General features: G+C 66.8%; 23 protein-coding genes and 1 pseudogene. 13 read left to right on the top strand and 11 right to left on the bottom strand.

All coding sequences use genetic code 11. From position 1 onward, the window contains the following. Positions 1-226: 226 nt before the first annotated feature. The 5 genes from KPF47_RS11965 (at position 227) to KPF47_RS11945 (ending at position 7,302) form a co-directional block, all read left to right on the top strand. Positions 227-721 carry an XRE family transcriptional regulator gene (locus KPF47_RS11965; RefSeq protein WP_224388943.1) on the top strand — a complete coding sequence of 165 codons (495 nt, stop codon included), beginning with the start codon at positions 227-229 and terminating at the stop codon, positions 719-721. Between the two features lie 1,994 nt (positions 722-2,715). Then, on the top strand, positions 2,716-3,189 hold the full coding sequence (locus KPF47_RS11960; protein WP_224388941.1) for a hypothetical protein: 474 nt from the start codon (positions 2,716-2,718) through the stop codon (positions 3,187-3,189). Positions 3,190-3,637: 448 nt separating this feature from the next. Further along, positions 3,638-5,152 carry an ATP-binding protein gene (locus KPF47_RS11955; RefSeq protein WP_224388939.1) on the top strand — a complete coding sequence of 505 codons (1,515 nt, stop codon included), beginning with the start codon at positions 3,638-3,640 and terminating at the stop codon, positions 5,150-5,152. A gap of 13 nt (positions 5,153-5,165) precedes the next feature. Continuing rightward, positions 5,166-6,350: an AAA family ATPase gene (locus KPF47_RS11950; protein WP_308015383.1), complete on the top strand. Its 1,185-nt coding sequence runs from the start codon at positions 5,166-5,168 to the stop codon at positions 6,348-6,350. Between the two features lie 319 nt (positions 6,351-6,669). After that, positions 6,670-7,302, top strand: coding sequence for an ATP-binding protein (locus KPF47_RS11945; protein WP_224388937.1), 633 nt, complete (start codon positions 6,670-6,672; stop codon positions 7,300-7,302). 189 nt (positions 7,303-7,491) lie between these two features. Here the strand turns inward: KPF47_RS11945 and KPF47_RS11940 are convergent, their stop codons facing one another. The 6 genes and pseudogenes from KPF47_RS11940 to KPF47_RS11915 all read right to left on the bottom strand — a co-directional run bounded on the left by KPF47_RS11940 (position 7,492) and on the right by KPF47_RS11915 (position 12,033). After that, positions 7,492-8,163, bottom strand: coding sequence for a response regulator transcription factor (locus KPF47_RS11940; protein WP_224388935.1), 672 nt, complete (start codon positions 8,161-8,163; stop codon positions 7,492-7,494). After that, positions 8,160-9,113 carry a histidine kinase gene (locus tag KPF47_RS11935; RefSeq protein ID WP_224388933.1) on the bottom strand — a complete coding sequence of 318 codons (954 nt, stop codon included), beginning with the start codon at positions 9,111-9,113 and terminating at the stop codon, positions 8,160-8,162. The genes KPF47_RS11940 and KPF47_RS11935 overlap by 4 nt, the downstream gene beginning before the upstream one ends. Continuing rightward, the gene (locus KPF47_RS11930) at positions 9,110-10,459 is read right to left on the bottom strand and encodes a serine hydrolase (protein ID WP_224388931.1); all 1,350 of its coding nucleotides are present in this window, start codon (positions 10,457-10,459) and stop codon (positions 9,110-9,112) included. Before KPF47_RS11930 ends, KPF47_RS11935 begins: the two co-directional genes overlap by 4 nt. Positions 10,460-10,603: 144 nt before the next feature. Beyond that, positions 10,604-10,930: pseudogene (locus KPF47_RS11925) on the bottom strand (hypothetical protein); the annotation flags it as partial. A gap of 180 nt (positions 10,931-11,110) precedes the next feature. Continuing rightward, on the bottom strand, positions 11,111-11,728 hold the full coding sequence (locus KPF47_RS11920; RefSeq protein WP_224388930.1) for a Fic family protein: 618 nt from the start codon (positions 11,726-11,728) through the stop codon (positions 11,111-11,113). After that, a complete protein-coding gene (locus KPF47_RS11915; RefSeq protein ID WP_224388928.1) occupies positions 11,725-12,033 on the bottom strand; it encodes a type II toxin-antitoxin system Phd/YefM family antitoxin in 309 nt (102 codons plus the stop codon). The genes KPF47_RS11920 and KPF47_RS11915 overlap by 4 nt, the downstream gene beginning before the upstream one ends. Positions 12,034-12,477: 444 nt before the next feature. Between KPF47_RS11915 and KPF47_RS11910 the strand changes: the two genes are divergently transcribed. Continuing rightward, positions 12,478-13,251, top strand: coding sequence for a class I SAM-dependent methyltransferase (locus KPF47_RS11910; RefSeq protein WP_224388926.1), 774 nt, complete (start codon positions 12,478-12,480; stop codon positions 13,249-13,251). 205 nt (positions 13,252-13,456) lie between these two features. Here KPF47_RS11910 and KPF47_RS11905 read toward each other — a convergent pair whose 3' ends face one another. The 4 genes from KPF47_RS11905 to KPF47_RS11890 form a co-directional block, all read right to left on the bottom strand. Further along, positions 13,457-14,386, bottom strand: coding sequence for a methylenetetrahydrofolate reductase (locus KPF47_RS11905; RefSeq protein WP_224388924.1), 930 nt, complete (start codon positions 14,384-14,386; stop codon positions 13,457-13,459). 346 nt (positions 14,387-14,732) lie between these two features. Then, complete coding sequence (locus KPF47_RS11900; protein WP_224386276.1) at positions 14,733-15,575, bottom strand: IS5 family transposase; 843 nt, start codon at positions 15,573-15,575, stop codon at positions 14,733-14,735. A 125-nt stretch (positions 15,576-15,700) separates the two neighbouring features. Beyond that, complete coding sequence (locus KPF47_RS11895; RefSeq protein WP_224388922.1) at positions 15,701-16,774, bottom strand: hypothetical protein; 1,074 nt, start codon at positions 16,772-16,774, stop codon at positions 15,701-15,703. 119 nt (positions 16,775-16,893) lie between these two features. After that, a complete protein-coding gene (locus KPF47_RS11890) occupies positions 16,894-17,754 on the bottom strand; it encodes an inositol monophosphatase family protein (RefSeq protein ID WP_224388920.1) in 861 nt (286 codons plus the stop codon). A 1,050-nt stretch (positions 17,755-18,804) separates the two neighbouring features. Between KPF47_RS11890 and KPF47_RS40830 the strand changes: the two genes are divergently transcribed. The 3 genes from KPF47_RS40830 (at position 18,805) to KPF47_RS11875 (ending at position 21,111) form a co-directional block, all read left to right on the top strand. Then, entirely contained in the window at positions 18,805-19,026 is a 222-nt protein-coding gene (locus tag KPF47_RS40830) for a 2-phosphosulfolactate phosphatase (RefSeq protein WP_374108831.1), read from the top strand. 35 nt (positions 19,027-19,061) lie between these two features. Then, complete coding sequence (locus tag KPF47_RS11880; protein WP_224388918.1) at positions 19,062-19,478, top strand: hypothetical protein; 417 nt, start codon at positions 19,062-19,064, stop codon at positions 19,476-19,478. A gap of 355 nt (positions 19,479-19,833) precedes the next feature. Beyond that, complete coding sequence (locus tag KPF47_RS11875) at positions 19,834-21,111, top strand: hypothetical protein (protein WP_224388916.1); 1,278 nt, start codon at positions 19,834-19,836, stop codon at positions 21,109-21,111. Between the two features lie 75 nt (positions 21,112-21,186). Here KPF47_RS11875 and KPF47_RS11870 read toward each other — a convergent pair whose 3' ends face one another. Then, positions 21,187-22,434, bottom strand: a complete 1,248-nt coding sequence (locus KPF47_RS11870) for an IS110 family transposase (protein ID WP_224386790.1) — start codon at positions 22,432-22,434, stop codon at positions 21,187-21,189. Between the two features lie 225 nt (positions 22,435-22,659). Between KPF47_RS11870 and KPF47_RS11865 the strand changes: the two genes are divergently transcribed. From KPF47_RS11865 to KPF47_RS11850, 4 genes are all read left to right on the top strand, one after another. After that, entirely contained in the window at positions 22,660-22,980 is a 321-nt protein-coding gene (locus KPF47_RS11865) for a hypothetical protein (protein ID WP_224388914.1), read from the top strand. Next, the gene (locus tag KPF47_RS11860; protein WP_224388913.1) at positions 22,977-23,117 is read left to right on the top strand and encodes a hypothetical protein; all 141 of its coding nucleotides are present in this window, start codon (positions 22,977-22,979) and stop codon (positions 23,115-23,117) included. The genes KPF47_RS11865 and KPF47_RS11860 overlap by 4 nt, the downstream gene beginning before the upstream one ends. Positions 23,118-23,534: 417 nt before the next feature. Then, a complete protein-coding gene (locus KPF47_RS11855) occupies positions 23,535-23,894 on the top strand; it encodes a hypothetical protein (protein ID WP_075313129.1) in 360 nt (119 codons plus the stop codon). A 133-nt stretch (positions 23,895-24,027) separates the two neighbouring features. Further along, positions 24,028-25,416, top strand: a complete 1,389-nt coding sequence (locus KPF47_RS11850; RefSeq protein WP_224388911.1) for a hypothetical protein — start codon at positions 24,028-24,030, stop codon at positions 25,414-25,416. The last annotated feature ends 425 nt before the right edge of the window (positions 25,417-25,841 follow it).

Raw genomic sequence — 25,841 nt, 5'->3', positions numbered from 1 at the left:
TCGTCACGCCGCGGGCTGATCCTCGCGATCGACTCCGACCGGCCGTCGTCATCGTCGGATCGCAAGCTTCACCTCCACCGGCGAGGTAGCAGATACTCGGGTGGTCTCTTGCAGTGTCGTCGTCGCCTCACCTCTTGTCAATCACTCTCGCGTCCACGAGCATCGCGGAGAGCCGTGTCAGTGAAATTCCGTGAGCACCCCGCTACCGAGAAGAAGGTCTGTACCGATGTCTGAGCCTCGTCCTGAGACCAGCCCACCCGCCTCACAGCAGCTTCCGACGCTTGCCGAGAAGATCAACCAGGCGTTCGAGTCGATTCACCCACCGGGCCGGAAGCCGTATACCAATCGAGAAGTAGTACGTTGGCTAGCCGAGAATAAATTCGACGATGACTCTACCATTAGCGAGACTTACCTTTCTCTTCTGCGTTCGGGCGAGCGACGCAACCCGACGGTTCGGCATCTCCAGGCACTTTCTCGGTTCTTCGAACTTCCGGAGGAGTACTTCATCAGTTCTGGCCGATATTCTTTCGATGTGCTATCCGATCTGAAACTTCTCGCAGCCATGCGGGATGCGAAGATTCGTGGAATCGCTGCGCGAGCCGTGGATCTGCCGCAGGATATGCGCGATTGGATCTACGAGATAGTTGCGTTGGCGCCTAATCAGAATCGCCGTGATCGGGACTGGCAAAAGAGGTTTTCACTGGACGAGGGAGGAGAGTAGTCTCCCGTGGAGAGCGGCGTCGCCTCGTTCGTTCAAGGGACATGAATCTAGTTGATTTATACTCTCGAGGAGGAGGACTGTGCGGTATCTAACTCCTCATTCTGTGGCTAAGAGATGCGTTGAGAAGCTCGTTGCACCTGTCTTCGGGTCCGGTGAAGTAACGGATGTCTATGATTTATGTGAGCGCGTCGCTGTCACGCGAGGCCGGCCCATTCAGTTGATTCCGTTCGTGTTTTTGACTCCGGCGATTACTGCGCTGTACGTCAAGACCGCAAGTGTTGATTGCTTCCTGGTCGAGCCAGATATCGATCGTGAGTTTCAGATCTTCAGTGTGTGTCACGAGATTGGTCACTGCTTACTAGAGCACGGCTGTGAAGGCGACGCGGATATAGTTCAAAGTATTCTCCCACGTCTACCTCCGGAGGTAGTCAAGGTTTGTTTGCAGCGCTCTTACATAGGTACTCGTGCCGAACTTGAAGCCGAGGAGGTGGCGACACTTCTGACGTCACGACTCACTCGCCGAACGGCTCTCCAGAGCGAAGTGCCATGCACACCCATGGACGCGGCGTTCGGCACGAGCACGAGGAGTCAACCGTGCTGACCGCCTTACTTGATCTGCTGCAAGTGTTTCTGGGAATCTTGCTGGCAAGTGCTGCAATATGGCGCTTAGAGGTCATTTCAGAACGAGGTCGACGTGTCTGTTGTAGACGACAAGCGGCTATCTGACCTGCCGTTTGATCTGTCGTCGAGGGGTCAATGGAAACTCGACAAGTCGTTCTGAAACGACCTCTTAATAGCTTTGCTGACATCACCGAAGAGGCATGATACCTATCCCATTTTAGGAGCAAGTTTGTTCGTGCTGCTTGCCCTTGCATATATTATCGAGCTACCGATCGTTTCGGGGGCGCCGTAGTATCCGGAATTTTTCGGGCGGATATGGAGGATGCAGGGCTGTGACCTCGTGGTTCGTGGGGATAGGTCAGATAACGGGAGATTATCGCGTGTCTCAGCCGCACAGGCGGAAGCGACCAGGTGTGGCGCCCACGACGACCGACACGAGGTAGACCCGCCCGCGGGAAACGCCCCTGAACAGGGCGGACTCCCCTGCCCTTCCCGCGCCCGCCGGATCCTGGGAGGCTGGCTGCATGGCTCCGATCCGGAAGGTCCATGCCGCGTAAGCGCCCCGCCCAGGTACGGGCGAGAAACCAGCGTCAGCCGCGCCCGACTGCCATCCACGGTGTTCCGCTCTCGACCAGCCGGGCGCTCGACCGACTCGACCGGCCACAGCTCACCTCGGGCAGCGTCCACACCGATCTTCTCTCGTGGCGTCGCGTCACCCTCAAACCACGTTCCACGCTCCAGCGAGAGAACAACGACTGGGTCCAGTTCATCGGCCCGTTCAGCCGAGACGTCCTCGAACAGGCTCTGCACGCCCTACCTCGGCATCGTCGCGCATCGCTCCGCCGCCAGATCGCCCAGCTCGACGCCCGGTTCCTAAGAGGTCGTTTCAGAACGACTTGTCGAGTTTCCATTGACCCCTCGACGACAGATCAAACGGCAGGTCAGATAGCCGCTTGTCGTCTACAACAGACACGTCGACCTCGTTCTGAAATGACCTCTAAACAAGACTCTGAACAATTCCACCGCCGATCCGTCACTTCCCTGGTGGTGGCGCCGCACCTGAGCTGCACCGACTGGGATTGTCCGAACGATCGTGTGTGGCGGTGGTCCGGCAGCCTGAAGCGGAGTCGTTTCAGCCGGGAAGAACACCGCCACACACGATCCTTCGGACAATCCCGGGTCTCGTATCCGCATCTCAGGAGCGCCTCTGTTCGATGAGATCGGTCCTGCGGTGGCAGTGGGCGCCCTGACACATCGATGTTGCGTAGGGCGCTCCGTCCGCTGTGGCTGTTCCACGGCCATCGCAAGCGACAGGTGCCAGACGACCAGAAACTCACTACCGGCCGGCCGCTGCGGACCGGTAAGGGTGCGCCATGAATTTCGACGAACAGTGGCCAACGGTAGAGCTGATCCGGGCCGCAGTGGACCGCTTCACCGTTCAGATGCCTGGCTGGACCCCGACGGCGGCCTACGGTGTCGCGTTCGTCCCGACCGACGAGGCCGTCTCGTGGTCGTTCCCGGTGGTCAACGTCGGCTGGCTGCACCGCCTGCCGGCCTTGGTGCTCGGCATCGTGACCGGCCGCCGTACTGGCACGGGAACCTACGATCTGACGCCCGCGGATCTGCGGAGAGCGGTGGATCTCCTGGCACCGGCGGAGGCCGCGCTCATGTACCGGCATCCGAACCTGGTCGCGTGGCGAGCGATGCTCGACCGCATCGCGGCGGGAGAGCGCGGCCGGATCGTGGCGGTGTTCGTCGATTCGCTCGACGACGAGCCGAGCAGCCCGTTCGACGCCGTGTTCCGCGGGCAGATCGCCCGAGGCGAGCGCTCAGAACTGCACGTGTGACTGGTAGTCCGCTCATCTCCGAGACACTCCTCCGTCAGGCCCGCTGGAGTGGCTCCAGACGACGAGTACCGCAGATCTGGAATATCGCACGTGCGCCAGTCGAGACCGACCGGCCCCGCTCACCCAGACCGTCACGCCGGCCTAATGACGGGATCTTGCGCAACGAGATGGCCCCGTAGAAGACCAAAGTCACCGCAACTTCACTGACATCATGGCGATGACCGCGCTCGACCGGTCGCAGAACTTCGCCCATGCTGAGCAACCTGACCACGGGCCATCGCGCCGCACGGGCGCACAGCGAATCGGACCGCCGTTGTAAGCGACGATGGCTGCGCCGGCGTGGTCGCCGTGTCGTCTTCGCTCCGCCCCGAAGTTCGGGCATCATGACTGTTCAAGATAGATCGGTGACACGCATCTCCTGACACCGTTCGCTAGGACGGAGGTAGACGTGACCGCCGATGAGGTCTCGGTCAACTTGGGAGATGCGACGCCCCGACGCCTGCTGGTGGAATGGGCGAACGGGCAGGACGCGTGGGTGCGTGAGCTCACCGCTGAAACTATTCTCTCCCGGCAGGCCCCAAGTGACCCCCTGCTGAACGCCGCGTATGCCACCTTCCTCGCCGAGAAGGGTCTCGGTGACAGTGACGCCCCCGACATCCCCAAGCTCGAGCTGGTGGCGGTAGATGCAGCGGAGGAGGACACGCTCGAACTGGTCAGTCTGGCAAGCATCGAAGGTGTCAACGCACTCGCTGCGGACCAGGAACTCGGTTTTGATTCGGAGCTGACGGTGCTGTTCGGGCAGAACGGATCAGGGAAAACCGGGTATGCGCGAATCCTGAAGCGGATATCGGCCGTGCGCACGGCCGAGGATATCTTGCCGAACGCACACGCCGTGTATCTCGACACTCCGTCATCTCCCAGCGCAGACATCACCTATCGTCTGTCCGGCACTGAGTCGTCGGTTCGATGGCGCGATGAAGCTGGCCTGACACCGTTTACTCGCATCAGTGTATTCGACGCCAGTGCGGTCTCCCTGCATGTCGACAGCGACCTGGGCTATGTCTACACGCCCGCGGAACTCGCGCTGTTTGCTCACGTCGCCACGGGCATACAAGGAGTGCAGCAGCGGATTGCATCGGAGGTGAGCACCCTCGCGCCAGGGAGCAACCCGTTACTCTCACGGTTCGCACGCGGCACGAAGGTGTACCCCGTGATCGAGACGCTCGGTGCCGCCACCGACCTTGCGGAACTTGACGCCCTCGCAACGCTGCCCGATGACGCGGAGTCCGACCGCGAACGGCTGGAAGGCGAGGTCGCCGCGCTGCGCTCGAACTCTCTCGACGCGATCCTCTCTAGTTCTCAGGAGACGGAGCGGCAACTCACACGCTTGCTCGGCATCCTCAACGCCGCGCAGAAATTCAACGCGGCCGCCTATGAGATGGCGCGATCCAAGCTTGGACAGGCCGAGCAGCGGAGAGCGGAGGCACGGGAACAGCTCTTCAGCCAGGACGAACTGCCAGGAACTCCGGATGAAGAGTGGCAAGATTTCATCGTTGCCGGCGACTCGTATCGACAGCACCTTGGCCGTGAGCACTACCCGGCCACCGGCGACTCCTGCTTGTACTGCATGCAGGAACTCAGTCCGACGGCTCTAAGAGGTCGTTTCAGAACGACTTGTCGAGTTTCCATTGACCCCTCGACGACAGATCAAACGGCAGGTCAGATAGCCGCTTGTCGTCTACAACAGACACGTCGACCTCGTTCTGAAATGACCTCTAAACCTGCTCACTCGCTACCGCACGTTCCTGGACGAGACGCTCATCCGTCAGGTGCAAGATGCGAACGCCACGCTGGCGGCTTCGAAGTTCACCGTCAACGAAGCAGAACTCACCCGCGCGATCGAGTTCGCCTCGGAGCAGCAGGACCGCGAGATACCTCCTGCATGGGCACACCAAGCGTGTGAGGTTCTCGGGGCGATGCGTGTCATCGCGCAGGACACCGCTGACGGACAGCCAATCAATCAGGGCACGCTCCGCGAGGATGCACGTGGGGTTGCTATCGCCGTGTCAACAGAACTGGAGACTCTGAGTGTCGCCGTGCGGCAGATGGCGGACGACAAGGCCAACGCTGCTACCGCGCTCGCCGAGAAGCAGAGGGCCGTCTCGGAGCTCGTCGCGCGCATCGAGCTGAACCGAAACCTTGCCGCCGCCCGCGAGTATGTGCGACGCGCGCGACGAGCTCAGCAACTCGAGAAGCTCTCTCGTGTCATATCGAGCGGTGCATCGAAGCAGCTCACGGTGCAGTCGAAACTCGCGAGCGAGGATCTCGTGAACAAGAACTTCGAGACGCTCTTCGTCGAAGAGTGCGCCCGCCTGCGCGCGCCACAGGTCGCGCTCCGATTCCAAGGTAGGAGCGGGCAGGCTCAACGTAAGAAGGCGGTCGCGTCCTACAAGCCGTCCGCTGTGCTCTCAGAAGGTGAGCAGAAGGTCTTGGCGTTGGCGGACTTCCTCGCCGAAAGCCGGATGCGGGGGACGAAAGCGCCGTTGATCTTCGACGACCCAGTGACGAGTCTCGACTATCGTCGGCTCGACGAGGTCGCGGCTCGTATCCAGAACCTTGCCGAGACGCACCAGGTCGTTGTCTTGACTCACAACATTATGTTCGCGTCGGCGCTCATCGCGGCTCGGCAGAACAAGAAACTCCGAACACGCATCTACGAGGTCCGCGATGGCGGCGAGACCAAGGGAATCCTGGCGGCGGACGTCGAGCCGAGGTTGGACACGCCCGCTGACCTCGCGAAGCGGATCAACGTCAAACTGCAGGAGATGCTCAGTGCCGAACCTGTAGTTCAAGATGCGCTCATCAAGGAGACATACGACCTGATCCGCGCCTGGTGCGAGGCTTTCGTAGAGCAGGAGCTGCTGCAAAACGTCACGCAGCGTTACCGCAAGAATATCATGATGACGCGCTTGTCCAAGATCGACAGTTCCCGCCTTGATGACGCGATCGCGATCATCGAGCCTCTCTTCGACCGCGCGTGCGAGCGCATGACCGGGCACTCTCACGCGGTCGAGTACATGAGCACCAAACCGACCGTCGGAGATGTCCAGGAGGATTGGGAGAAAGCCAAGGCAGCGCGGGCTGCCTACAACGCAGCCTGAACGATGACGGCATCACCAGGGATGCGTCAGATCGTGGCCGACGAGGTCGTCTGCATCCTCGAGGTGAGTGTCAGCCTCGGTAGCGGCTCGCTCGCTCCTGGCCGACCGGCGGGCTACACGTGCGGAGTCGGAAGCAGTAAGCCGATAACAAAGATTATGACAGTCGATCTGTAGGTCCCGCAGCCGATCCCCGATCCGGGCGGGCCTAGAGCGGGCACTCGCTGCCCCTCGGGCACCGGACCGCAGGTCACAGCGAATGACACCGGAGAACGCCGCTGTCATCCTGGCTCGGGTGCAAAGCCATCCCGAGAACTGGGCCGTGACCACGCACGAGTGGACCCGCACGCTCGACCTCGAGCACATTCGACGCATCCAGGCTGACCCGTCTACCTTCGCGCGCTCGGTCTGGCACCTCCTCCTCGAAGTCCTCGCCTACGCTCGGGACGAAGCGTCCAGTAAGGGGACCGGGCACGCCACCGTCACGCTGCACGCCGACGGCACCATCGACGTCACAGACAACGGGCGCGGTACCGACACACGCACTAATCACACCGGCCGCCTCGTGCGCAAACCCGTTATGGCCACCCGAGACGTTCGGTTCTTCGACGACCCCACCGCCGAGCTTCTCCTCGACGGCTTCCCGCGCCGGGGCATGTCCGTCGTCGCAGGCTCCAGCGACGTCCTCGTTCACACCAACCGCCGCCATGACGGTGCCTGGACCCAACGCTACGAGCACGACCTGCCCGTCCAGGACCTGAGTCCCGCACCAACCGATGGGACGACAGGCACCACTGTGACTTTCAGGCCTCGCCCCGATCTGCCTGGCATCGCCAGCACCGCGACCGACCTCGGGTATCGCCTCGAAAGATTGCTGCCGCTCACCGTTGAGCTCCGGGACCAACGGACTCCGGCTGGGGATCCGAGTTCACCGTTGCCCGAGGGGTCAGATTGAAGGGCTCCCTTAGAGGTCATTTCAGAACGAGGTCGACGTGTCTGTTGTAGACGACAAGCGGCTATCTGACCTGCCGTTTGATCTGTCGTCGAGGGGTCAATGGAAACTCGACAAGTCGTTCTGAAACGACCTCTTAGGTCTGGTCTCAGAACCTCTGAGGTGTCGCTGCGGGTCTGTGACTTTTGGTGTTCATTGCTGGCTTGCGGCTGTCCAGATGACGGCGGCGCGGACCCGGTTGTCCACACCGAGCCGGGCCAGCAGGGCGCTGAGATGTGCCTTCACGGTGCCTTCCGAGACAAAGAGTTCGCGGCCGATCTCGTGGTTGGACAGGCCTCGGGCGAGCAGGGCCAGCACGTCGCGCTCGCGGTCGGTGAGGGTGGCAACGAGCTTTCGGGCTCGGACGCGTTCACTGTCGCTGTCCTCGTCGGGCCGGCTCTGGAGCCGGCGCAGGACGCGTGCGGTGATTCGTGGGGAGAGGTAGCCATCGCCGTCGGCAGTGGCGCGGATCGCGGCGAGCAGCTCTCGCGGGTCGGCGGCCTTGAGCAGGAAGCCGGCGGCTCCGGCGCGGACGGCACGGGCGACGTACTCGTCCTCGTCGAAGGTGGTGAGCACGGTGACCGCGATACCGGGCTGGTGGCGGCGCAGGTGCTCGATCGTGTCGAGACCGTCCCCGGCGGGTGTCGGACCGGGCATCCGAACGTCGAGCAATACAACGTCAGGTCTGTGTGCCTCGGTGAGAGTGATGGCCTCGCGGCTGTTGGACGCTTCGGCCACAACGGTGATGTCGTCATCGGTCTCGAGGATGCTGCGCAGACCGGCTCGGATGAGTGCTTCGTCATCGGCGAGCAGGACGCGGATCAACGCGGGGCCCGGAGCTCGGTGATCCAGCCGTCGCCGGCTGGTCCGGCGTGCACCTGTGCACCGAGGGCGCGGGCCTGCTGGCGCAGCTGGGCGAGTCCACGCCCGGTGCCGGGCTCACCTGCCCGACCGGTTCCGTTCACGACGCGGAGGACGAGCCCGGCCGGCTCAACGGTGTAGTAGACGGTGATCAGCGCGCCGTTGGCGTGGCGGGCGGCGTTGGCGATGCCTTCTCGGACGACGTGTTCGGCGAGGCGGGCCAACGGCTCCGGCAGGTCCTCGGTGTCCAGGGTGTCGGCGGTGACGCGCGTGAGCTCGACCTCCAGTCCAGCACGTCGGGCCCGCTCCACTACGGCGTCGACGGAGGTGGGCGGGCAAGCGGGTTCGAGCAGGTCGAGGGCGCGGCGCAGGTGGTCCGTGGCGGCAGCGGCGGAGGCGCGGAGGGCGGCCGCGGCGTCGCGCTGGGAGGATGAATCGCCGCTGAGCTCCAGGGCGCCGGCGCGCACTCCGAGCAGTGCGAGTTCATGACCGAGGGTGTGGTGGATGTCGGCGGCGAGCCGTGAGCGCTCGGCCAGGCGTGCCTGTTCGGCGACAGCGCTCCGCTCGGCGATCAGAGCTTCGCTGCGCGCCCGCTCGGTCGCGAGCAGCTCGACCTGCTGGCGCCGCGCCTGAGCCAACGACCACGGCAAAGCCACCGTCAACCCCGCGACCACGACCGCGGACACCGCCTCCCACACATCGAGAACGGCGACCACGACCATGAGGGCCCCGCCGGGCAGCAGCGCCCACGCGGCACCGCGGACGGGGCGGTAACGGCCGATGGCCGCCGCGGCGACAATCAGCACGACGTACAGCGGACCTGACCACGGTTGCAGGCCCCCGTCGAGGCCCAGCCCGGCGACCAGCCCCGCGAGGACGAGCACTGCGTGCCCGGCCACACGAAGCGCCCTCACGAACCGGAGCCTAGCCGAGCGATCCGGCGCAGCGCCGCGACGCGAGCAACCAGCGTCACCGCCCCCGCAGTACCCGCTACGACCACGAGGGTCGTGACCGACGCCAGGAAGGTAAACAGCACCGCCCAGGTCAGCGTTCGGCCGAACAGCACGCCGCCGATCCAGGGCAGACCCAGCATCACGGCGAGGGCGGCTGCCGAGGGGAGTAGGCGCAGCACCACGGTCCACCGTCGGGACGAGGCTCGCCGCTCGGACCATCGGCGTGCTCGGGCGACGCCGAGCGCGCCCAGTATCGCTGCGAGCAAGGAGGCTCCGGCCAGGACTCCGTCGACGATCTGCCGCACGGGCGGCGGCGGGTCGACGGGCGCGCCGGCAGCCGTGGCATAGAGCCGTCGGGCCATCTCGTAGGTGTCGTCCGACATCGACGCGCTTTCGGTGGCCACCGCGACCCCGATGCCGGTGCGGGGATCAATGATCTGCGCCGAGCTGCGGGTCAGCATGCTGCCGGTGTGTCCGAGCACTGGATGGTCGGCGGTGGCGTCGTCGACGATCCAGCCCATGGCGTAGGTCCGTCGAGGGTCGCCGGGGACGTGCATCGAGGTGAGGTCGCGCGCGGACAGTAGCGGAGCGCCGTCACCGTTCTGAAAGCCGAACCATCGGCCCATATCGCGAGCGGTGGACACGACCCCTGCGGCGCCTCCCGAGGACAGCAGCGAGGCCGGCCAAGTGCGGGGCGCCCACACCCCCAGCACGGACACCGCCCCGGGCTGGGTGTCGGTACGCGCCCCCACGCGGGTGTCGACCATGCCCAGCGGCGCGAAGACTTCCCGCCGCAAGATCTCGGCGAACGGCGCACCGCCGGCCACCTCCAGCAAGCGCGCAATGACCTCGTAGTTGGCGTTGGTGTAGGCGAACCGAGCACCAGGACCGGCCGCAAGGGTCGCGCTGTGCAAGCGCGCGACCGCACCGGCCGGGTCCCACGCATTGTCGATGGCCTCGGCGTGAGCGGTCGCATCGGTGAGACCGGAAGTCTGGGTGAGCAGATGGCGCGGCGTGATGAGCGCGCCGCGCGGGTCTGCCGTGTCGAACTCCGCCAGCTGGGCCACGACGGGGCGGTCGAGGGCGATCTCGCCCCGGGCGGCGAGGCGCACGGCGGCGACAGCGGTAAACGACTTGCTCAGTGACGCCAGGCTAAGCGGGGTCGTAGCGGTCATCGGTGCGCCAGCATGATCGACGCCGCGGCCGCCGGCACAGAGCAGCGAGGTGCCGCGCGTCACCGTGACGGCGAATCCCGGCAGACCGCTGTGTGCGGCCTCCGCATCGACCTGAGCCGCGATGGCGGCCACGGGCGGGGAGGCTGCCGCAGCAGACGGCATGGTCAGTAGGAGCAGCAGGACCGGGAGAACCAGCAGGAGCGGTCGGTGAGGCACGGCAGCGAAGGTCGCAGTTCGTACCCGAGCGCCGGATCGGTCGACCGGCTGGAGGAGTGGCTAGCCTGACGCGGACCGGGACGCAGGCCGGTCCTCGCTGTGCATCACGAGGCGACGGAGGTTGATGAACGACACGGCGAGCAGCAACAGCGGGCGCAGGGTGGCTTCGGTGCGGTCGTGACGCAGACCGAGGCGCTTGAAGCGGAGCAGCCAGGACACGGTGCGTTCCACGACCTAGCGGTGGCGCCCGAGCTTGGCCTTGTCCTCGATCCCGCGCCGGTGCAGGTAGCGCCGGCAGCAGGGGTAGCCGTAGCCCTTGGCGGCGTGCAGCTTCTCGGGTCGACGCCGAGGACGGCCAGGCCGGTGGCGGTGTCCGCGCACCGCCGGTTGGCCTCGAGCAGCGGCTCGAACAGCTTCCCCGTCGCGTCCGGCGTACGCCACGAAGCCCGCCGCGGCCGTCCCCAGCAGGAGCCACACGAAGTTGCCCTGGAAGGTCGGCGAGCTGAGGCCGATGGCGTGCAGCGAGTACGCCCCCCGGCTGGACCGAGGTCGAGGCGGAGGCGCTGCTCAGCTGTCGGTGGATGCCGGCCGTGACTGGGGTAGCTGACGGAGTGGCCTGATGAGGCGGGCGAGCATGGTGTGCAGGGCGGTGGTGTCGCCGGCCAGCGAGAGCGCGGACGCGCGGTTGTTCTCGGCGGGGTCCATCGTGGTCCAGCGCAGCTCGTAGCCGGCGTCGTGGGCGAGCTGGGCCAGGAACGCCCGCTGGGTGCGCCCGTTGCCCTCCCGGAACGGGTGCAGGGCGTTGATGTCGCCCAGTAGCTCGGCCAGGCCGGTGACGAAGCCGTCGAGGTCACGCCCCCGCAGCACGTGCTGGGTGTGGAGGCGATCGAAGATGTCGGCGGCGAAGGTCTCGAGGTGTTGAGGCAGGCAGAACAGCTGTCCCTTGCCGATGGACACGGTGCGCAGCTGCCCGGCCCAGTCGTAGAGGTCGCTGAAAATGTGGTGGTGGAAGTCCTGCAGATGGTCCAGGTCGTAGCGCCCGGGCAGCAGCTGCTCGCGCAGCTCGATCAGGCGTAGCGCGGTGAGCTCGGCCTCGGCCTGGGCGAGCTCTGCCGGATCGGTGATCCCCAGCCGGTTCCGCAGAACGCCGGTGTCGAGGTCGAGGTAGGGGTCCGGGCCGGTCAACGGCGGTAACGGGCCAAGACACGCTCACGAGCCTCGCCGGTACTCAACGAGCCGGCGGCGACACCGTCGAGCAGAGCCAGACCCACCGTGCTCGGCTCCAGGCCCTCGGCCCGGACCGAGGCGAGCGCCTCCTCGACATCGGCCCGTCGCTGCGCAGCCCCGATGAGCTGCTCGTAGCGGGCCACCGACATCACCACCGCCTCGGGCTTGCGATGAGCACCCACGAACACCGGCTCGGCCTCGGGCTCCTGCACCCGCTTCAACGTCGCCGCCAACGCCGTACGGAACTCACGAAACGACAACACCTCAGGCACCCACACACAGCGCAGAGTACCCGAACGCGTACACATTCGAGTACACACCGTGGAGTCGTTGAGGGCCCCTGCGAAGGCCGGCCAGGTCACCGACACGCATCCTGACCGCGCCGGCGTCCGTGGGCGACCCGCGCTGGTCGCCGGCGACCCCGCAGTCGACCTCGCCGCTGCCTGGGTACTGCCTCCGGACGGCAGCGCCGAGCGCTTCTTATCCGCCTACGGCGACATCGACGAAGCGACAATCCGGCGCGCCCGGGACTTGCCGTGTCCAAGAGCCCGTTCCTCATACTGATGAGTCAGAACGGCGAACGCGGCCTACCCGGCGGCAAGCGAGCATGGAGAAACGACTTGCGAAGCGTCACGGTTAAGTCGCCGACCAGACGTCGAGCGAGCACGTCAACTAGTCGAATGAGTCATTCGAAGGAAGGCAGGGACATGACGGACGATGGTGCCCGGCAGGAACGTGCCAGCGAGCTATTCGACAAGGTGGCCAGTGCATACGCAGGCCACCGCCCGATCTACCCCGCACAGGTGTATGAGCGGATCGCCGATGCGCTCGCGACACCGCTCGACGAAGTGTTCGCCGCAGACATCGGAGCGGGCACGGGTATCGCGACAGCCGTGCTGCACGCCTGTTGCGCTTCGGTGGTGGCGGTCGACCCAGCGGACAACATGCTGGCCCAGCTGAGGGAGGCGTTGCCCGGCGTCGATACCGTGCAGTCATCGGGTGACAAGCTCCCTTTCAGCGACGACTCGTTCGACTTGGTGACCTACGCTCAAGCGCTGCACTGGACTGACCCCGAGCGGTCCGTGCCCGAGGCGATGCGAGTGCTGCGACCAGGCGGGCGTCTCGCTGTGTGGTGGAACGTCCCCGACTTCACCGTTGGCTGGGTGTCTGAGCAGCGGGACCGCCTCCGACAAGCGGCGCCCCGCTACCACGCTTTCGCTGGCTCCGACCTCGGTGAGCGGCTTGGTGAAGCTCCGTTCGGCCTCGTGGCGGAGCACCACTCGTTTCGTTGGACCCGCCCTTCAAGCCCCGACCGGCACGTGGCGAACCTCGCCACTCAGTCCTATGTCGTCGCGATGCCCGACGACGAGCGGGAGCGCTTCCTCACCGACGAGATCAGCTACCTGCGCGCTACGTTTCCCGACGGCGAGCTGGACGAGCCCTACGTCACCGCCCTGACCATCGCCGCTCACCCTGACTGACACCCCAGCGCTTCCTCGTGCACTGGCTTCTCAGCGTGGCGCCCTCGGACGGAAGACCGCGCGGCTTCGCGATTGGGGCGGGGCCCGGGGCGGGAGGCTCGTTGTCGCAGAAACCAGCCCAGACCCTGTGCCAGTCCGCCAGCCGGTCATGATGCCGAGCACCAGAGCAGGCAGGCGGTGCCGCCGGCCGACGATGACCACTGAGTCATCGGCGCGGGCGGTGCAGTTCCTGCCCCAGCCGGGCGGCGAGCTGGACGGCCTGCTCGATCTCGGCGCGGCGGCTGGACACACTCTCGATGTTGAGCCCGAACGGGACACCGAGCCGCCGGCAGAAAGTGATGAGGTCGAGGGCACAGGACAAAGACTGCTCGTAGGAGGTGGAGAGCACGTCGTCGGAGTGGATCAAATCGTTCTGGATCCAGCGCGGTACCACCACCCCGAGCCAGCTCAGGAACTCCAGGGTCTTCGTCGAGCCCACGACGGTGAAAGTGAAAACGATCGGCGCTGGGGCGATGTCGCGGGCGATGCACTCGAGGCGGTAGTCGGAGACGACGTTCTTGGCCGCGTTCACGTCGTAGACGACCTGAGTGATGAAGAACCTGCACCCGGCGTCCTGTTTCGCGACCAGCCGTAGGTGTTCGTCGCCGCTGCGGGTATGTCGTTCCGGGATGGCGACTCCACCGACCGCGAGCTCCGGGCTGGCCTGGGCCCGCAATCCGTGGGCTTGCTTCAGCGACATCGCGACCTCCTTGTCCCGCGAGGAGGCGCCGACGAACACCGAGAGCACCTGCTCGGGATCCTGGGCGTCGAGCCAGGGCCGCAGTTCGGCTTCGGGATACTTGCCCACCACCCGGTAGATCACCGCGGGTGCGGTCCACGTGGTGAGGTACCGCGCAAGGTAGTCGGCCGGGTCCAACGTCGACACGAACGGGAACGGCCGCTGTTCGGCATTGCGATCGCTCTCGTCGTCGATGTCGTAGAGCACAAGGCCATCCAGACCCAGTGGGCGCAACCGGGCCATCGTGGCGTCGGCGATCTCCTCCACCCGCTGCGGCGAGGTCGACTTCCGGGGCGGGGTCACGGCGAAGAGCAGGAACTCGCCGTGACGGTCCGAGATGCGCCGCCGAAGATCCACGACAACGACCGTAGGTGTCGACCACCGCGACCGTCGACCCATCGCTCCACGGCGCCTGTCCACGAGGCATGCAGAGCGGGAGTACGGGTGGTCTCCGACGAGTGCAGCCGCGCCCCGAGCTCCAGGGCCAGCTCCAACACCTGCCCGCAGGCCGGCCGGTGTGTACCAGCACGCCGATCGCGTCGTTGCTATCGCCGGTGAAGACTGGTGAGCGGCCGCAGAAGCATCCGCGTCACGACGTGGTGGATGCGATCCCGGCAAGGCCACACCGTCCGGCACCCGCATGCTGAGCCCTACGCCGATCTGGACTCCGATCGTGTAAGAGGTCGCGCGGATTGGTTGGTGATCATGGACGTCGTGCAGGTCGGGCGTTCCAGCGGTGTGTGGTCCAGGCCTGCCGAATCAAGCTACGGAGTGTGACGATCGTGTCGGCGAGGTCGAAGAACGCGTCGACGACGATTTCTCGTCGTTCGTAGCAGCGCTGCAGCCGGTTGAAGCTGTTGTGCCAAGCGTTGGTCCGCTCGACGTGCCAGCGGCGGGTGGCCTGGATCGGCGCTTTCTCACCCTTGTGCGCGATCTCGCCGTGCAGGCCTCGTTCGGCCAGCGTGTCGCGGGTCTTGCCGGAGTCATAGCCGGCGTCGAGGTGCACGGTGATGTCGTCGGGCAGCGGGCCGAGAGCATCGAGGCGGTCGAGGGTGGGGCCCAGTAGCGGGGAGTCGTGCCGGTTGGCTCCGGCCAGGACTCGGCCCAGCGGGATGCCGTATCCCTCGACGAGCACCGAACGTTTCATACCCTGTTTGCGCCGGTCCACCGGCGACGGACCGGCGACCTCGCCGCCGCCGGGGGCCTTGGTGATGGCGCCATCGACGGCGATGTCGTGCAGCAGCAGACCGACGATGCGGTCGTAGGCGTCCAGGACGATCCGACGCAGCTGGGCGAAGACCCCGAGCCTGATCCACTCGTCACGACGATCGCGGATGGTGGTCGCCGAGCAGGTGCTGTCAGCGATGCCCTCATACGAGCAGCCGAACCGCAGTACCTGCAGGAGCTTGTCGAACACGATCCGATCCGCGATCCGGCGGCGATGGCAGCCCAGCGGATGGGTGGGATCGAACTCGTCTCGATGAGGCAGCAGCGCGGTGAACTGGTCCCACAACGGCTCGGTCAGCCATGATGGCAGGGTGGGCACGCGGCCTCCAGACGATCACGAAGCGTAGATAACTTCATGATCGGCAGGCCCGTACCCGCCCTCGCCCCCAGACACTCGACCGCGGCCAAGCTGTGACCAATCCGCGCGACCTCTAAGCGCATCGATCAGCAGGTCGGCAGATCAAGCGTCAGCGACGCCACCGACAGGTAGAACGGTGCGGGCACCGGCGGGCGACGCAGCCGGGCGACCCGCCCAAGCATCAGGCGAGGCCACCGCGGTGCGTCCCGGACCCCCGTCAGCAGCACCGTGACGCGAGCGGGATAGGCAGGATCGAACGCGAGCCCCGGGCCGTAGGTTCCGCGGGCCATCCAGATGGGAGTACCCGGCGCGTCGGTGTCGAGGAACCGCCGCGGCTGCGACCAGTCCGCGCGGTCGGCGCTGGGGTGCGCCGCCGTGCTCCACCACAGGCCCTGCGGCGGGAAGCCGCCCGTGTCGTGCAGGTCGGACCCGCGTGCATGCAGCATCACCCACCTGACGCCGCGCGGCGCGATCGCGATGTCGAAGAAGCCCTCGTCCGGCCCGGCGGATACGCGCGGCGGTGTCCATCCGGTCAGGCCGTCCTCACTCTCGACGCATCGCAGCTCGTAGTCGGGGTGCTCGCCGGGGCCGATCTCGTGCGGGTTCGCCTGGTACCACATCCGGTAGCGACCCCCGGAGTGAACGACGCGCGGTTCCAGCACGCTCCACCGTGGGGCGCCACCCTCCAGCACCGGCGTTCTGCGCTGCCGCCACTGGCCGTCGAGGTGCTCCAGCACGCCGATCGCGTAGCTGCTCCCAGGCCCGTAAAGCTTGGCGTTCGCCCGGCCCGAGTAATAGATCCGGGCGCCGTTGCCCGCAGCCGGCGGGACGTAGCTCGGGGTGTGCATGCCGGCAGCGTCCCAACTGCCCTTCGGCGGGTCGGCGCCCAGCGGTCGGACCCGGCCCCGAGGGTCGCGGTCGCCCCGGCATGGACCGCTGGGGCCGGTCGTCTCGTCGACCAGGTGTGCGCGGAACAGACGGTTGCGGAACGTGGTGGTGAAGCCGCCGACGAACAGGGTCCACCGGTCGTCGACGAGGTGGACGTTCGGGTCGCCGACCCCGAGAAGCCCTCGCGGCATCGGACCGTCAAGCATGTCCCACAGCACAATCGGCGCGGGGCTGCCCTGGGATCGCCACAGATCGGGCTGGTCGGCGTTCATGGGTGCGACCTCCTGGCTGGAGACGCGCGGCAGCGCGCTGACTCCCCCGCGGATCAGGTAGATCGGTTCCCAGAAACTACCGCGGTGTCCGGTTCGACAACAATCGGTTCACACGATGCCTACGTTCTTGCGGCCCTTACGTCCCGATCGCTCACGATGTCCCTCCGCGGCTGGTCCGGCTGTTCGCTCAGCAGGTGCCTGAGCAGGTCACTGATGCCCGGCACCGCAAACAGCACCTCGGCGCCGTTCAGATCCGGCGGCAGCGTCCGGGCGGGTCCCGGCAGGAGGGTGCGCACTGCGCCGGCCTCGGTCGCGATCAGGCCAGCCGCCGCGACGTCCCATGGGTGCAGGGTCTCGGTGTGCGCATCCAAGCGTCCGGCGGCGAGCCAGGAGAGGTCCAGAGCGGGCGAGGACGCCCGGCGGATGTCCTGGCAGTGCGTGATCAGCCGGCGCATACGCTCGACCAGCGCCTCGATGTCCGGGCGGACGTGGGGGAACCCGGTGCTGACGATCGCGGCGGCGAGCGAGTACCGGTCGGTCACCCGGATCGGGGCTCCGTCCAGAGCGGCGCCCTGGCCGAGGATCGCGGTGAACGTCTCGGCCAGCAGGGGGGCGTGCACCACGCCGACCCGGACGATGCCGTCGATGGCGAAAGCGATCGAGACGGCGACGTAGCGGTGCCCGCGGGCGAAGTTCGCCGTGCCGTCGATCGGGTCGACGATCCACAACGGCCCCTCACCGACGACGGGCACGTCATCGGACTCTTCGCTCAGCAACGGGACGCTTGGGAAGCATCTGCCGAGTACGCCCCGGATGATCCGGTCCGAGCGCAGGTCGGAGTCCGTGACCGGCTCGACGCCGTTCTTCATCCGCAGTACCGGCCCGCCGTCCGCCTGCGCCGCGCGGGCGATCTCCCGCCCGGCGGTCAGCGCAGCTGACACGGCGCAGTCGAGCACGGCGTGCAGGTCGTAGTGACTCACAGTCGTCCACTGTGCAGCACAGCGCAGATCCAGTCTCACCGGAAATGTTCGTGGTGTTGCGCGCAGGGTTGCGGAGGTGGGTGGCTCAGGTGAAGCAACGGATCCACGAGTTCGTAGCAGCACGGCCGGCGAGAAGGCGTGACGACAGCGATCCGGGAGCCCGCCCAAACGCGCTCAGGGGCTCCCTACTCCAGATCTGGTCCGGGCTACTGGTCACGAGGGAGTCTGACCCGGTGGAGGGCGGAGCTATCACCTGCCAACGAGAGCGCGGACGCATGATTGTTCTCGGCCGGGTCCATCGCGGTCCAGCGCAGCTCGTAGCCCGCGGCGTGGGCGAGCCGGGCCAGGAACGCCGCCGGGTACGCCCGTTGCCCTCCCGGAACTCTATCTGCACGGAGAAGAAAATCTTCGCCGGTGCGACGAGGAGCCGCGCGTCATGGACTAGTCCTCGGGCGACTGTGATCATCCGCTGCATCACTGATCGAAGTACTGTTCACCGCGTGACATCAGGGTCGACTGCCCATGGGCAGAGCGCGTATTCGCTCCGCATGGAGTGGGGTCTCGCCGGAGCCGCTGCTGTGGTTCCGGACTGCGATATCGCCGTAGTCGTCGACGTCCTGAGCTTCACCACGACGTTGACCGTGGCCGCCGATCGAGGCGTCGTCGTCTATCCGCTGACCTGGCGAAAGGACGCGGCCGCCACTTTCGCTGCTAACCTGTGCTGCGACTCTCGCCGTTGGCAGATCGGAAGCCCGAGCAGGTCAGGTCAGCTTGTCGCCGGCCAGCATCCGGAACGCTCAATCGTTAGAGCGTCTCGTACTTCCGTCTCCTAACGGGTCTTCGATCAGCTTCGAGCTCGCTAGGTCGCAGGCAGACGTGCTCGGTTGCAGCCTGCGCAACCGCGCCGCCGTGGCAAGTTGGATCCACGCCCGACGCGCCGCCGCCCCAGACATTCGCGTCGCAATTATCCCGGCCGGCGAGAAGTGGCCAGACCAGAGCCTCCGCCCTGCCGTGGAAGATCTATGAGGAGCAGGCGCACTGATCTCTGCATTGCACAGCTTTGGCTGGACTGACCTTTCGCCGGAGGCCTTCGTCGCAGCAACGGCGTTTGAGACCGCCTCGGCTCAGATCACTCAGCTCCTCCGTGAATGCGCCAGCGGGCGGGAACTGATCGACAGCGGACATGAGGACGACGTCCAAACCGCGAGTGAACTGGACTCCAGCTCACTCGTCCCGATCTTGCGGGGCGACATGTTCGTCGCCAACGTCTAGTTCGGGGACCCTCGCGACGACGGAAAGAAGCGAACATGACCGTCAGCCTGTGGGACGCGGCCGCCATCAGCCTCTACCGACGCTTCTGCGCCGGTGACGTCACCCCGGCGGAGATGGCGGTCGAGCTGCCGCCGATCTGGCGGTTCCGTTCTGATCGCGATCCTCTGCACGGCCCCGTGGCCTGGCAGGCCATGGTCGAGCATGCTGGCTACTTCTGTTGGAGTCCGGGCGGGCGCCGGCCGGGTCGGCGCCCGAGGCGGCCCCACCGACTGTTCCGGGGGGCGGTCCGCCAGCGGCGGCAGGGCATGTCGTGGACCACGAATCCGGCCATCGCCCGATGGTTCGCCGAGCATCGGCAGGCGCCCGCTGAGGTCGGCTTAGAGGTCGTTTCAGAACGACTTGTCGAGTTTCCATTGACCCCTCGACGACAGATCAAACGGCAGGTCAGATAGCCGCTTGTCGTCTACAACAGACACGTCGACCTCGTTCTGAAATGACCTCTTAGGACGGGTGTGGGTCGCGGTCGTGGAACCGAGTCGAGTCCTGGGATACCTCCACGACGAACGGGAGTTCCTCGTCGATGCCACTGATCTCGCCGTTCGCCCCTGGACCGGCTCCGACTCCGGTCCCGTCGTCCGAACCCGGCGATGGATCGCCGACAACGTCTACTGGTGAACAGGACGAGCACGGAGGCCAGAGACCCAGGCGCAGTTGCTGGCGGATACCGAGAATGCTCGCGCGGGGGCTGCCGTAGCGTCGCGGCGATGCCCCCTGCCAGGTCCGTCTCTGCGATCGCCCCGGGGCGCCGTGAGTTGGGGGGACTCGCTGGCTCTGACGCTCACCTCGGTGTTCAACTCCGTCGCCGGCCTTCTGGGGTTCCTGATCGCGGCGTGGGTGATGCCCCAGGACCAGGTCGGGCGGGCGACGGAGTTCGTCTCGGCCATGCAGCTAATCGGCGGCGCGGCCCAGCTCAATCTCGGTATCGGCATCATGAGGTGGCTGCCCGGGGCCGGCCGCAAGTCCGTGCGGCTGGTGTTCGGCAGCCTGTTGCTGATCATGCCGTTGTCCGGGCTGGCCGGCCTGGTCTACGGGCTGCTCGTCCCGCGGGTGGCCTTGGTCGCCGCCGGTGAGGGCGCCTTCGGGCTCGGCCTGTTGCTGCTGGTGCTGGGCTGTGCCGGGTGGGGCGTGTTCGTCGTGCACGACTTCGTCATGGTCGCCGCGGGCCGGCCCTGGCTGGCGGTCTGGCGCAGCGGGACCTTCGCCATGGCCCGCATCGGCCTGCTCGCCGTGCTCGGGGCAGGCCTGGCATCGCAGGGCATGGTGCTGTCCTGGGCGATCCCGGTCGTGGTGTGGATCGGGGTCGGCACGATCGTGCTGTGGTTCCTGGTCCGCAGATTCGCCGCCGCGGGCGGGCCCGGTGTCCTGCCCAGCCGGGCCACGATGGCCGGGTTCCTAGCCCCGACCGCGGTGGCCCAACTCGGGGCGGTACTGCTCTACAACCAGATCCCGCTGCTGGCGAACTTCCGAATGGGCAACGCCATCGGCGCGGTGTTCTTCATCGCCTGGCAGGCCACCGTCGTCATCGACACCGCCGCGGTGTACTTCACCAACTCCCTCGCCGTGCAGACCGCGCGCGAGCCCCACCGCGCCGTCGAGCTCGCCCGCCGGACACGACGTCGCATGCTGATGCTGTTCATCCCGCTCCTCGCCCTCGGCGCGGCCCTGGGCTGGCCGGTCCTGCGGGTCCTGGGACCCGGCTACACCGTCGGCGCACCGATCATCGCCGCGCTCATGGTCGGAGTGCTATTCCGGCTCGTCGTGGTCTTCGAGCTGGCACGACGCCAGGCCGACGGCGACGGCACCGGCTACGCCCGCCTGTCACTGCTCAACTGCGGGCTGGTCGTCGCTATCGCCTCGCTCACCCCGCTGCCGGACCCGGTGACGACACACTCCGCGCTGGTGATGCTGCCCTTCGTCCTCGGCTACGTCGTCGTTCAGGCCGCCTTCGCCACCGTCCTGATGATCGCCGACCGGCGGGCGCAGAACCGCCTCTCGACCCGGGCCTCTCCTCGGATGCCCAGGTGACCATTCACGGCCCTTAGGTGACAGGTGCGGCAGATATGCTGGAGGTCCGCGAGGGAAGGAATCCGAATGATGGTGTCAAGCCGCGGTAGCGGGTTGTGGTGCGGTGATGGTGAACATTCTCCGGTCACGCAGCAGGGCCCACAGGACGTCGACCAGGCGTCGGGCCAGGGCGAGCAGAGCTTGGGTGTGCAGCATTCTTTCGCTGCGTTTGCGCTGGTAAAAGGCCCGGGACGGGCCGTTGACCTTGAGGCTGGACAGCGCGGCCATGTAGAACACTCGCCGCAGGCGGCGGTTGTAGCGTCGTGGGCGGCGCAGGTTCCCGCTGATCCGGCCGGAGTCCTGGGGCACTGGGACGAGGCCGGCGTAGGAGGCCAGCCGTCCCGAGCTGGCGAAGCCACCCAGCTCGGAGCCGACATCAGCGCCGATACTGCTGCTGACACCGCCGTTGGTGGCGGTGAGGAATTCCGCGCCCAGAATGGGGCCGAGTCCGGGCAGCGACTCGATGATCGCCGCGTCCGGGTGGGTGCGGAACACGGTGGTGATCAGCTTGTCGGTGTCTTTGATCTCCCGGTCGAGCTCCAACAGCCGCCGGGCCAGGCCGGCGACAAGGACCGCGGTCCGCGTCTCGCTGGGCAGGGTCACGGTCTGGGCGTGGGCTGCGGCGACCGCGGTGGCCGCCATCGTGGGGATGCCTGGTGCCCATGCCCGGTGGGCGTGCAGATACTCGATCACTCCGGCTGTGTCCGCGTCTCGGAGCGCCTGCGGTGTCTGGAACCCGGTGACCAGCACCAGAGCGCTGCGGGTGGAGTAGTCGAAGGCCGCCTCGAGACCGGGAAAGATCGACCCGAGCAGGTCACGCAGCCGGTTGACCCCGCGTACCCAGTCAGCCATCAGGTCCTCGCGGTGGGCCACGAGCCGACGCAGCTCAGCAGTGGTCTCGTCAGTGGCGGTAACCACGGTGAGGTCGGCGCCGGACATGCGGGCGGTGTCGGCGATGACCTTTGCGTCGCGGGCGTCGGTCTTGGCCTCCCCACGGAACACGCCGCTCATCCGGTTGACGACCCGCCCGGGAACGTAGACCACCCGCTGGTCGGCTGCGGTGAGGACGACCTGCAACAGCGCGGCATAGCTGTTGGTCAGATCGATCGCCCACCGCACGTCCTCGGCCGCGGCGGACGCCCGATCGAGCAGAGCTTCGATCGCGGCCTGGTCGTTGCCGACCTTGCGGGAGAACACAACCTTGCCCTCGGCATCGACAGCGCAGGCGTGGTGGGTCCTTTTCCCGACGTCGATCCCGATCCAGACCACTGCTCGTCGCGCCACGAACAAACTCCTGTTGTTGCAGTTCACGCCCGTGGACAACCCGCCATCAGGTCCCTAATCAGCGACGGTTCGCATCAGATCCGAATCAGTGGCCAGGCCTGTCCAGAACGACGGGGCGGCCATTCCTTCCGAGCCACCGAAGCGGCAACAGCTCATCAGCCACACCCCGTCGTCCCGGGCATCCGGGGCATCAACCCCGAACACCTGCGACCTTAGGGACCGCCCATGGTGAGTTCGAGAACGGCGACCATCCCGGAAGACGTGGTTGCCGACCTCCCACGGCAGCAGTGGAGCAGCGACACCGCGGTGAGCTACGAAGCCGCGCAGGAAGCGATCAACGAGGTCCTCGCCTGCTACGTCGCCCTGCTCGAGCGAGAAGGCGGGAAGCCGGTGCCTGACCGCGAGCGGATCGAGGACCTGCGAGCGCGCATCGCTGACTGCGCGCACCAGCAGCGTGTCCTGTCGCCCAAGTACCCCGGGGAGCTCGCAGCGGTCCGTGGGAGCTACAGCCGTCGCCTTGCCGAGCTGCGAGACGAACTGGGGTGAGCTCCGATAGCGAGGACGTCGCTCGCTATCGGCTCAGCCAGGCGGACAACGAACGCATCTTCCGCGGCCTGATCATCCCCACCCGCCTCTCCAGCGTCGAGCGTCAGTCCACTCGCGACGACGCGGCCACACCGTGAACGGTGTCGTTCCGACGTGCCTCGGCCAAAGCCCGCCGCGCCAGCGGCGTCTGCGTCCGCGCTGACGGGTCCGTTGCTGCCGACGCTGGCGGGGCGACTCATCGCAGGAGCGGCCTAAGAGGTCGTTTCAGAACGACTTGTCGAGTTTCCATTGACCCCTCGACGACAGATCAAACGGCAGGTCAGATAGCCGCTTGTCGTCTACAACAGACACGTCGACCTCGTTCTGAAATGACCTCTAAATCGTCACCCACCTCGCAGCGTCTGAGCGTCGACGAGAGGGGGCCCGCCCCGATGTCGCTCCAGAATTTCTGAAAGTTGGCGGGCGTGTCGCGCTGTTCCCCTTTCAGAAAACCAGGCAGGATCATCGCCATGGCGAGAAGACCAACAGGGCGCCCGTCGAAGGGCCCGCGTGCAGTGGTTCTTCCACGGGTACTGCTGGCCGACGATCTTGCGCTCAAGACGCTGGCCACCAACCTCGGCTGGTACGTCTCAGAGACTGCCGCAAAGCTCATCAACATCGGGCTCCAGCACGTCGACGAGCTCCCAGACGAGTTGCCTCTTCGTGTCCCCACCAGCGAGTCGACAGACTTCACCGCCCGGATCCCTCTCACCGACGACCAGGTCGTCCGCGAGATCGCCCGGGAACGCGACCGCAGCATCTCGCTCGTCGCAGGCTCACTGATCCACCTGGGCCTGCGCTACCGCAACGAGATCCCGGGCCAGATCCCGGTCCAGTACAACCGCCCGGAGCAGCCCCTGACCAAGGCCTCCTAAAAGAACGAGACGGTCTCCCTGCCAGGAGACCGCCTCGGATCGTTCTCGCGTCAGCCGGACCTGCACCCGCCTGATGCCGTAGCCCCGGCGAACCGGGGCCGTTACCCCACCTGCGAAGAAGGGGCGCTTTCGCGTGTCCAGGATACATCCTGGGCCGGGAGCCAACCACCTTAGACACGGGGCGAATTCGTCATGCCCGGAAAACCGCCGCTCACCAGCGGCGGAGACCGGGTTCTGCATCCGCTGCTACGAGCACGGCGCGTTCACCCTGGCCTCCGGCCCCACCTCCGACCTCTGCCTCATCCACCAGCTCCCCCTCGGCGCGCAACCGCCCGCCGGCGACTTCGGCATCCGCTACACCACCGGGGCCCGACGCACGCCACGCGGCCGCGCCGCCCGCCCGCCCGCGGGCCCCACCAGCGGGCCCGGGCGCCCGAGCCGCGCCCTGCCTCCCACCGCCCGAGCGCGCGCCCGCGGTGTCACCCGCGCCCGCGCCCGACACGCCCGCGGGTTCACCCCGCACCCTGGGTGGCGCAACTTCATCGACCGCCAGTGGCGGGTACTGACTTCCCAGCACGAGGCCCTCGACTACATCGCCCGCCTCGTCGACGACGAGGAGTGGCGCTCGGACAAGCGCGCCAGCTGGTCGGCGATCCTGCGCCGCCTGGTCTGCCACATGGACTGGGACACCGGCCTGATCACCGGGCTCACCACCGACCGCCTCGGCGCCGCCGGCGGCCGCGCCGCCCGCACCGTGTCCCGTGTCCTGGCCTGGGCCCGCGACCGCGGCCTGCTCGTCGTCGTCGAAGCCGGGGCCAGTGCTGAGTTCCTCAGCACCGACACCGGCCGCACACCGACCTACGCCCTGGTCACCCACAGCCCTCTCCCCCAGCTCACCACGCCGACCGACCACACACACGGACACCCAGCTCAGACCACTGTGGATGAAAGTGGCGACCTCCCCACTTCTCACGTGAGTCTTAAGCCCTTGTCGGGCGGCAGACGGTCGGAGGTCACCGAGGCGAGCAAGTGGCACCCCTACGACGTCCCCGACACCCCCGGTGCAAGGAACCAAGCCACCCTCACCCTGCTTACGCTTCTCGGCCTAGGAGGCCGACAACGGGGCACGATCGACATCTGGCGTGCCCGGTCGCTGTTCAAGCCGTGGTGGGAGGCCGGCGCGACCGTCGCTGGGCTGCGCCACGCACTCGAACACCACCCCGACCACCCCGACCGACCGCGTGGACCGGTCACCACCGGCGCCCGGGACCCCCTGCGGGTCATCGGCGCCCGCCTGCGCCCCTGGCAGGGACGCCTCGGCGAGATCCGCGCCGTGCAGATCGGCCGGATGCGGGCGAGCACTGGCACCGGCAGCGGGCCCACCCCTCCTGCGCCGCTGTCGCCGGTTCTGCGGGACCGGCCGGCGGGACGAGGGGCGCGGATGGCCGCCAGGGAAGCGCTGAGCGAGCACCTCCGCGAGCTGCGCGAGGCCCGCGGCCTCCCGTCGAGCCATACCCACTGAAACCCGCACCGGTCAGGGACGAGGATCGGGCGAATCTGATGAGCTGGCCGCGCTCCGACCACAGCAGGACCCTCCAGCCCCGAGCCGAGCCGGGAGGGGTCCCGGGAGCGTGCTCCTAACCTCCGTCAGGTCCAAGATCATAAGCAGGAGGAGTAGGACGATGCGGGTTCTCAGGTCCACGATGATCGGCCTCGCACTCGGGGTCGCCACGCTGACGTCGGTCGGTGCCGGGGTCGCCGTCGCAGCTCCCATTGCCCCGGCCCAGTCTCCAACCTGGAGCTACGTCGCGACCTACGCGAACAGGGGTGCGTGCGAGGAGGCGATCGCTGCCTACCGAGGAAGGCCCGACACCTCCGAGTACCGCTGCATCTCCAACGGGAACCCGACCCAGAGCCAGGAGACCAGCTGGGGGCGCCGTAGTATCC

It is taken from the genome of Pseudonocardia sp. ICBG1293, from assembly GCF_020131355.1.
GTDB lineage: Bacteria > Actinomycetota > Actinomycetes > Mycobacteriales > Pseudonocardiaceae > Pseudonocardia.
This window is presented reverse-complemented; position numbering and strand designations above follow the sequence as displayed.